At 67.0% G+C, this 8,025-nt stretch carries 6 protein-coding genes; 4 read left to right on the top strand and 2 right to left on the bottom strand.

The window, feature by feature from the left end; all coding sequences use genetic code 11:
- Positions 1-161 precede the first annotated feature (161 nt).
- The 3 genes from panB to AC6LJ2_RS29660 all read left to right on the top strand — a co-directional run bounded on the left by panB (position 162) and on the right by AC6LJ2_RS29660 (position 4,403).
- On the top strand, positions 162-941 hold the full coding sequence (gene panB, locus AC6LJ2_RS29670; protein WP_263912915.1) for a 3-methyl-2-oxobutanoate hydroxymethyltransferase: 780 nt from the start codon (positions 162-164) through the stop codon (positions 939-941).
- 79 nt (positions 942-1,020) lie between these two features.
- Complete coding sequence (locus tag AC6LJ2_RS29665; protein ID WP_498152735.1) at positions 1,021-2,130, top strand: YcjF family protein; 1,110 nt, start codon at positions 1,021-1,023, stop codon at positions 2,128-2,130.
- 143 nt (positions 2,131-2,273) lie between these two features.
- Positions 2,274-4,403 carry a sensor domain-containing protein gene (locus AC6LJ2_RS29660; RefSeq protein ID WP_498152734.1) on the top strand — a complete coding sequence of 710 codons (2,130 nt, stop codon included), beginning with the start codon at positions 2,274-2,276 and terminating at the stop codon, positions 4,401-4,403.
- Here the strand turns inward: AC6LJ2_RS29660 and ocd are convergent.
- On the bottom strand, positions 4,400-5,458 hold the full coding sequence (gene ocd / locus AC6LJ2_RS29655; RefSeq protein WP_445657984.1) for an ornithine cyclodeaminase: 1,059 nt from the start codon (positions 5,456-5,458) through the stop codon (positions 4,400-4,402). The genes AC6LJ2_RS29660 and ocd overlap by 4 nt on opposite strands.
- 154 nt (positions 5,459-5,612) lie before the next feature.
- A complete protein-coding gene (locus AC6LJ2_RS29650; protein WP_445657983.1) occupies positions 5,613-6,614 on the bottom strand; it encodes a LysR family transcriptional regulator in 1,002 nt (333 codons plus the stop codon).
- A gap of 111 nt (positions 6,615-6,725) precedes the next feature.
- Here AC6LJ2_RS29650 and AC6LJ2_RS29645 point away from each other — a divergent pair, with 111 nt between their 5' ends.
- Entirely contained in the window at positions 6,726-7,958 is a 1,233-nt protein-coding gene (locus AC6LJ2_RS29645) for an MFS transporter (protein WP_498152733.1), read from the top strand.
- Positions 7,959-8,025 lie beyond the last annotated feature (67 nt).

The following is an 8,025-nucleotide window of genomic DNA, read 5'->3' as shown; positions in this document are numbered from 1 at the left end:
AACATGCGATGTGTCCGCATAACTGATACGTTCTATAGATTTATTTTTTTTTTTTTCAAAAAAAAACACGGCATAGGAGAGGGCCAAACGGGTCTGGGGGGCTGGAAGATTTTTAAAAGACACAGCCCTTAACCCCCCCCCCCCCCGCGCCCCCCCGCCGCATGACCGCCCCGGCCTTTCGCGCACGCAAGCGCGCCGAGCCCCTGGTCATGCTCACCGCCTACACCGCGCGCATGGCCGAGCTGCTGGATCCGCACTGCGACGCGCTGCTGGTGGGCGACAGCCTGGCGCAGACCCTCTACGGCCTGCCTTCCACGGTGCCGGTCACGCTGGACATGATGATCGCGCATGGCGCGGCCGTGGTGCGCGGCTCGCGCCAGGCGCTGGTCGTGGTCGACATGCCGTTCGGCAGCTACGAAGAAAGCCCGGAACAGGCCTTTCGGTCGGCCGCGCGCGTCATGAAGGAAACCGGCGCGGGCGCCATCAAGCTGGAAGGCGGCCAGGCCATGGCGCCGACCATCGCGTACCTGTCGGCGCGCGGCATTCCCGTCATGGCGCACATCGGCCTGACGCCGCAGGCGGTCAACATCCTGGGCGGCTACGGCGCGCGCGGACGCGGCGAAGCCGAATATGCCCGCATCGCCGCCGATGCCTCTGCAGTGGCCGACGCCGGCGCGTTCTCGGTCGTGATCGAAGGTGTGGTCGAATCGCTGGCGCAGGCCATCACCCACGCCATTGCGTGCCCCACCATCGGCATCGGGGCATCGGTCGACTGCGACGGCCAAGTGCTGGTCGTGGACGACATGCTGGGCATGTTCGAGCGCACGGCACGCTTCGTCAAACGCTACGACAGCCTGGCCGACCGCATCCAGGCTGCCGCGCGCAGCTACGCCGACGACGTGCGCGCCCGCCGCTTTCCGCAGGCAGAGCACCTGTACTAGGCGGGCCACGGGGCCGGATCCGGCCCCGTTCGCGTTTGTGGCTAGAATCAGGCATTGCCTTGCCCTCTCGCAGCCGCCCATGACACCCCCCCGCCACGATTCCCCCCAATTGCAGGATGCCATCGCGGACGCGATCAGCACCGCCACGCGCGGCGCGGGACGCGTCAACATCCTGGTGGCCGGCAAGACGGGCGTGGGCAAGAGCACCCTGATCAACGCCGTGTTCCGCGGCGACCTCGCCAAGACCGGCGCGGGCAAGCCGGTCACGCAGACGACCCAGGAATTCTCGCGGCCCGGCCATCCGCTCACCATCATCGACACGCGCGGCCTGGAAGTCGGCGACTACGCGCGGTCGCGCCAGCAGCTGGCCGACCTGATCCGCGAACGCTCGGTGGCCGAAGACCAGGACCGGCACCTGCATGTGGCCTGGCTCTGCATCCAGGACAGCAGCCACCGCGTCGAAGACGCCGAAATCGAACTGTGTGCACTGTTGGCCGATGCCGGCATTCCCGTCATCACGGTGCTCACCAAGGCCCGCAAGAACAGCCCCTTCCAGCAGGAAGCCGAAAAGCTCCTGCCGCGCGCCCGGCAGGTGGTGGCGGTGCGTGCGCTGCCCGAACGCATCGAGGAACTGGACGCGGACCTGCCGCCGATGGGCCTGGACGCGCTGATCGAAGCCACGGCGCAGTACATCCCTGAATCGCAGCAGCGGGCCTACGCCAACGCGCTGTCGACCCGCAACAAGAAGGCCCTGGAAGTAAAAAAAAAGCGGGCTGAGATAGAAGTGAACATCGCGGCCGGCCTGGCCGCGTCCGCCGCCGCCGCACCGATTCCTTTCTCGGACGCGGTCGCGCTGGTGCCGATCCAGGTGGGCATGATCGCCAAGATCGGCATCACCTTCGGCATGGAATTGAACACCGCCGCCATCAGCACGCTGGTCACGTCCACACTGGGCGCCTCTGCCGCCACCCTGGTGGGGCGGTCGGTCGTGTCCGGCCTGCTCAAGTTCATTCCTGGTGCGGGCAGCGCCGTGGGCGGCACCATTGCCGCCACCACGGCCGGCGCCATCACCAAGCTGCTGGGCAACGCCTATATCGCCGTGTTGTACGACTTCTGCCAGAAGCATCCCGGGCAGGACATCGACATCGCCATGATCACGCAGGCCCTGAAGCAGCGCGTCAAGCTCTGACGCCGCCGGCCGGCCATCGCAACGATTCGACTCAATGCGCCAGGATTGGCAAGGAACGGCCTTTTCTCGCGGCGCCGGTAAATAATCGCGGCCGCGCGACGTAAACGTATTGCCGCGAATCCCGCCATACCCCGCTCAAGCCAATGATCATCGACAACTCCGACGTCATGTACCGGCACCTCGTGCAAGGTGTCATCGACTACGCCATCTACATGCTCAACCCCGACGGCACCGTCGCCAACTGGAATGCCGGGGCCAAGCGAGCCAAGGGCTACACGCGGGACGAGATCGTGGGCAAGCACTTCTCGTGCTTCTACAGCCCGGCCGACCAGGCTGCCGGCGTACCGGGCAGGGGGCTGGAAATCGCCCGCAGCCAGGGCCGTTTCGAAGCCGAGGGCTGGCGCATGCGCAAGGACGGCACGCCGTTCTGGGCCCACGTGGTCATCGATGCGATCCACGATGACGCCGGCGCCTTGATGGGGTTCGCCAAGATCACGCGCGACTGCACCGAACGCCGTGAACGCGAATTGCAGCTGCTGCGCGCCAAGGACCTGGCCGAGCGCTACAACACCGAACTGACCTCGCTGTCGAGCTTCCTCGAAGCGGTGGTTTCGCACATCCCCTCGTGCGTACTGGTGCTGGACGCCGTATCGCGCCGCATCCTGCTGGCCAACCGCCAGGCCGAAACGATGTTCGGCGGCACGCGCGAGCAGATGCAGGGCAAGACCGTGCAGGAATGCCTGCCGCCCGCCGTGCACGAGTTCTTCGACCGCCTGACCAACGACGCGCTGCGGTCCGATGGCGCGCTGCGCGAAGCCGGCCAGGAAGAACTGACCTCCCCGGGCGGCCCGCGTACCTTGCGCAGCAAGACGCTGGTGTTCCACAGCAGCGATCCACGCTCGCGCTATGTGCTGCTCATCGCCGACGACATCACCGACGAAAACGCCGCCCATGCCCAGGTGCGCTACATGGCGCATCACGACACCCTGACCGGCATCCCCAACCGCCGACTCTTCCGCGAACAACTGCTCAAGGCGCTCAACCCCGACTACCCCGCACGCACCGCCGCCGTGCTGTGCCTGGACCTGGACAACTTCAAGAGCGTCAACGACACCCTGGGCCATCAATACGGCGATGAACTGCTGCGCCAACTGGCCCGCCGCCTGGCCAAGAACCTGCGCGAGCAGGACACGCTGGCACGCCTGGGGGGTGACGAATTCGCCGTGGTGCTGCCCGGCGTGGAGAAAACCGATGATCTGCGCCAGATGGCGCAGCGCCTGATCGACGCGGTGCGCGAGCCATTCCAGGTGGACGGACACACGGTGCCGGTCAGCGTCAGCATCGGCATCGCCACGGCCAGCGCGCAGGAATGCAGCGCCGACCACTTGCTGCGCTACGCCGACATGGCGCTGTACGAAGCCAAACGCAACGGCCGTAACTGCCTGGCGTTCTTCCAACCCGAAATGGAGGCCGCCGCGCTCAAGCGCCACGAAATGGAAATGGACCTGCGCCAGGCGATCCTGTCGCATCAGCTGCACCTGCACTACCAGCCCATCAAGGACATCAGTCACGTCCGCACGGTGGGGCGCGAGGCGCTGATGCGCTGGCAGCACCCGGTAAAGGGGCTGATCATGCCCAACGACTTCATCTTCATCGCCGAGGAAACCGGGCTGATCCACGAGCTGGGCGCTTTCACGCTGCATGAGGCCTGCCGCGAGGCCATGACCTGGGCACCGCACGAGACCGTGGCGGTCAACCTGTCGCCCACCCAGTTCACCAACAATGCACTGGTCTCGCTGGTGGAATCCGCCCTGGCCACGTCGGGCCTGCCGGCCAGCCGCCTGGAACTGGAAATCACCGAATCGGTGCTGCTGGCCAATTCCGAGGCCAACCTGAACACGTTGAACCGCCTCAAGCAGTTGGGCGTGAAGGTGGCGCTGGACGACTTCGGCACGGGCTACTCGTCGCTGGGCTATCTGCGCAGCTTCGAGTTCGACAAGATCAAGATCGACAAATCGTTCACGCAGGACGTCGAGTCCAGCAAAGAGGCGCTGGCGATCATCCGCGCCATCAATGGCATCGGCCGCAGCCTGGATATCCCGACCACGGCCGAGGGCGTCGAAACCGAAGCCCAGCTGGAACGCCTGACGCAGGAAGGCTGCTCGCACTTCCAGGGCTACCTGCTGGGCCGGCCGGTGTCGCACGAGACGCCCGACGCCCCCCCTGCGACCCAGGCCCTGTCAGCACGGAAAGGAGCCTCGCGCAGGCCCTAGTCCTTGAGCACCACCTGGCTGGCCCGGGCTGCGGCCTGGCGGCCACGCACCAGCTCGAACAGGTTCTTGGGATCGGCCAGGCGCGGCGCCACTTCGACCCGTACGCCGATGCCGTGCTTGACCGCGCTGTCGCGCAGCCAGCGCAACGCCGAGAAGTCTTCCAGCGCGAAGCCCACTGAATCGAACACCGTGATTTCCTGCGCGTCGCGGCGGCCTGCGCTTTGGCCGGTCAGCACGCGCCACAGTTCGGTCACCGCGAAATCCGCCGGCATCTGCTGCAGATCGCCTTCGATGCGCGTCTGTGGCTCATATTCGACGAACACCGAGCCGGCGCGCAGCACATCCGCATGCAGTTCGGTCTTGCCGGGGCAGTCGCCGCCCACCGCATTGATGTGCATGCCCGGCTCGATCATGTCGACCGTCAGGATGGTGGCGTAGGCCTTGTCGGCCGTCACGGTGGTCACGATATCCACGCCCTTGACCGCGGCTGTGGTGCTGTCGAAACGCCGCAGGTGCAGGCCCGGCACGTTCGCCAGGTTGCGCGCCAGCTTGTCGGTCGCGGCCGGATCCACGTCGTACAGGTGCAAAGTGTCGATGCCCAGGATGTGATGGAACGCCAGCGCCTGGAACTCGCTTTGCGCGCCGTTGCCGATCAGCGCCATGGTGCGAGAACCCGGACGAGCCAGGGCGCGGGCGGCCAGTGCCGACGTGGCGGCGGTGCGCAGCGCGGTGGTCAGCGTCAGTTCGCTGATCAGCAGCGGCTCGCCGGTGTGGACCTGCGCCAACGCGCCAAAGGCCATCACCGTGCTCAGGCCCGCCAGCGGATTGCCCGGATGGCCGTTGACGTACTTGAAGCTGTACAGGTCGCTGTCGGCGGTGGGCATCAATTCGATCACGCCGGTATCGGAATGGCTGGCCACGCGGGCGCTTTTATCGAACTCCTGCCAGCGCAGGTAATCGGCCAGCAGATAGTCCAGAAGGTCCTCGAAGACCTTGCGCGGGCCCTGTGCGGCCACGATCTTCGCGACGTCGGTGGTAGTGAGCAATGTCGTCATTATTTTCCCCTGTTGTATCGATAGGGAAATTCTGGCCGATGGCCAGGTCAATGCCTAGCGCCCACTTTCCACACAAAATGCAAGGAACCTGCCATTGTGGCAACGGCCAATGCCACTTGTCGCAATTCGGCCCGGACAATGGCCTGAAACGGCGTTATTGGGCCTTCTGGCCGGCTCTGGCCTTCGAATTTGTGCCTGCTTTGGCCTGCTTGAGGCTTTCGCACAGCTCTGCCGGCAGGTGTTCGCGCATGGTCTCGATGAAACGCCGCAGGCGGGCCGGTTGCAATCGCGACGGGGCATAGACCAGGTGCACCGGTAAAGGCGCAGCCTGCCAGTCAGGCGCCAGCAGCACCAATTGGCCGCTGGCCAACTCATCGCGCAGCGCCCACGCCGAGGCGATGCCCACTCCCAGGCCCAGCACTGCCGCCTTGCGCAGCGCATACAAGCCATCGGTGGACAGGCGCGGCTGGATATCGAAACACGCCACTTCGCCGGTCTGCGAATGCGTCAGGCAGACTTCGTCGCGGTAGAACGTGCGCAGCGCCAGCCAGGGCAGGCGAGCCAGCTCGGCAGGATGTTGCGGCACGGGGCCGCCCGCCAGCAAGGACGGCGCCGCCATGACGCTGCGAGGCACCTCGCCCAGCTTGAGCGCGACCACGGAAGGGTCCGACACCGGCCCGACCTTGATCGCACAATCGATGTTTTCCGCCACGAAATCCGGCACCCGGTCATGCAGCAGCCATTCCACGCGCATGCCTGGGTACTGCTGCAGGTACTTGGCCAGGGGCTCCATGAACTGGTTCTGTCCGAACGCGTGCGGGGCCACCACCCGCAGCGTCCCGGCCAATTCCTCGCCCGCGCCCCGCACGTCATTTTCGAACGATTGCCAGGTGGCCATCAACGCTTTCGCGCGTTCATAGCCGCGCTGGCCGTCGTCGGTCAGCCGGATGGCGTGGGTGGAGCGCTGCAACAGGCGGACCCCCAGGGTGCGCTCCAGCAATTGCAACCGGCGACTGACCGTGGGCTGGGTGGCGCCCAGTTGCAGGGCGGCGGCCGAGAGGCTGCCTGCCTCGACGATGCGCACGAAGGTCTCGACCAGCAGCATGCGGTCAGTGCCGGCAGCCGAGGCGAAATGGGAAAGGGCGGACTTGGTCATACGCCGATCGTATAACGGATCTACCCCGGCGACGGCTACCCAAGGGGCCCGCAGGCGAGCAGAATCTGCCCCATTCGCACGTTGCAGTGCATCATTCCGAACGGATTTCTCATGCCCCCCGACGCTCACACCCCCACCGCTCCCCAGGAACTTTCCGCCCGGCTCGTGCTGTTGCTGGCCATTGGCGCCGGCCTGGCGGTCGCCTCGCTGTATTACAACCAGCCCATGCTCGGTATTCTGGGCACCGACCTGCACGCCAGCGCCGCCGAGCTGGGCTGGATTCCCACGCTGACCCAGCTTGGTTATGCGTTTGGCATATTGGCGCTGGCGCCCCTGGGCGACCGCTACAACCGCAAGCGCATCGTGCTGATGAAGGTCGCCGCCCTGGCCGCGGCCCTGCTGTTGGCGGCCCTGGCGCCGTCGGCCGGCGTGTTGCTGGCGGCCAGCTTCGCCATCGGCCTGTCGGCCACCCTGGCGCAGGACATCGTGCCCGCCGCCGCCACGCTGGCGCCGCCAGCCCATCGGGGCCGTATCGTCGGGACGGTGATGACCGGCCTGCTGCTGGGCATCCTGCTGTCGCGCGTGATCAGCGGCGTCGTGGCGCAGCAGCTCGGCTGGCGCGCCATGTTCCTGGCGGCCGCCGCGTCCATCCTGGCGTTGGGCGTGGCCCTGTGGCGCGGCCTGCCCGCCTTCGCGCCGACCACGCAGTTGCCCTACACCGAGTTGCTGCGTTCGCTGGGCAGGCTATGGCGCCAGCACGGCGAACTGCGCCGCGCTGCCATCGCGCAGGGGCTGCTGTCGTTGGGCTTCAGCGCGTTCTGGTCGACGCTGGCCGTGATGCTCCATGGCGAACCGTTCCACCTGGGCTCGGCCGCAGCCGGCGCGTTCGGCCTGGCCGGTGCCGCCGGCGCCCTGGCGGCCCCGCTGGCCGGGCGCTATGCCGACCGGCGCGGCCCTCATGCCGTCAGCCGCCTGGGCGCCGCGCTGACCGCCCTGTCTTTCGCGGTCATGGCCCTGCTGCCGCTGCTGTCGCCCGAATCCGGCCTGTGGCTTCTGGCGGCCAGCACCATCGGCTTTGACCTGGGCATCCAGGTGGCGCTGATCGCGCACCAGAGCATCGTCTACGGCATCGATCCGGCCGCTCGCAGCCGCCTGAATGCCGTGCTGATGGTCAGCGTGTTCATCGGCATGGCGGCCGGCGGCGCGCTGGGCAGCCTGGCGCTGGCGAACTGGGGCTGGACGGGCGTGACGGTGGTGGCCACCGTGGCCGCGGTCGGCGCGCTGATGCTGCGCGTGCTGCCGGGCCGGCTGCGCCTGCGCCGCCGCGCCGGTTGCCCGGCGTGATGACGCCCTGACGCCGCACGATAAAAACGGGGCGGGCCCACAGCGCGGCGGCAACGCAGCGCTGTGG

It is taken from the genome of Achromobacter sp. 1014246743 (assembly GCF_059760725.1).
The sequence above is the reverse complement of the archived record's forward strand: the minus strand, read 5'-3'. Positions and strand labels throughout refer to the sequence as shown.

What these genes read in the sequence shown, in the direction of transcription:
- panB (WP_263912915.1), top strand. Translation starts at nt 162, where the DNA reads ATGACCGCCCCGGCCTTTCGCGCACGCAAGCGCGCCGAGCCCCTGGTC.
- AC6LJ2_RS29665 (WP_498152735.1), top strand. Translation starts at nt 1,021, where the DNA reads ATGACACCCCCCCGCCACGATTCCCCCCAATTGCAGGATGCCATCGCG.
- AC6LJ2_RS29660 (WP_498152734.1), top strand. Translation starts at nt 2,274, where the DNA reads ATGATCATCGACAACTCCGACGTCATGTACCGGCACCTCGTGCAAGGT.
- ocd (WP_445657984.1), bottom strand. Translation starts at nt 5,458, where the DNA reads ATGACGACATTGCTCACTACCACCGACGTCGCGAAGATCGTGGCCGCA.
- AC6LJ2_RS29650 (WP_445657983.1), bottom strand. Translation starts at nt 6,614, where the DNA reads ATGACCAAGTCCGCCCTTTCCCATTTCGCCTCGGCTGCCGGCACTGAC.
- AC6LJ2_RS29645 (WP_498152733.1), top strand. Translation starts at nt 6,726, where the DNA reads ATGCCCCCCGACGCTCACACCCCCACCGCTCCCCAGGAACTTTCCGCC.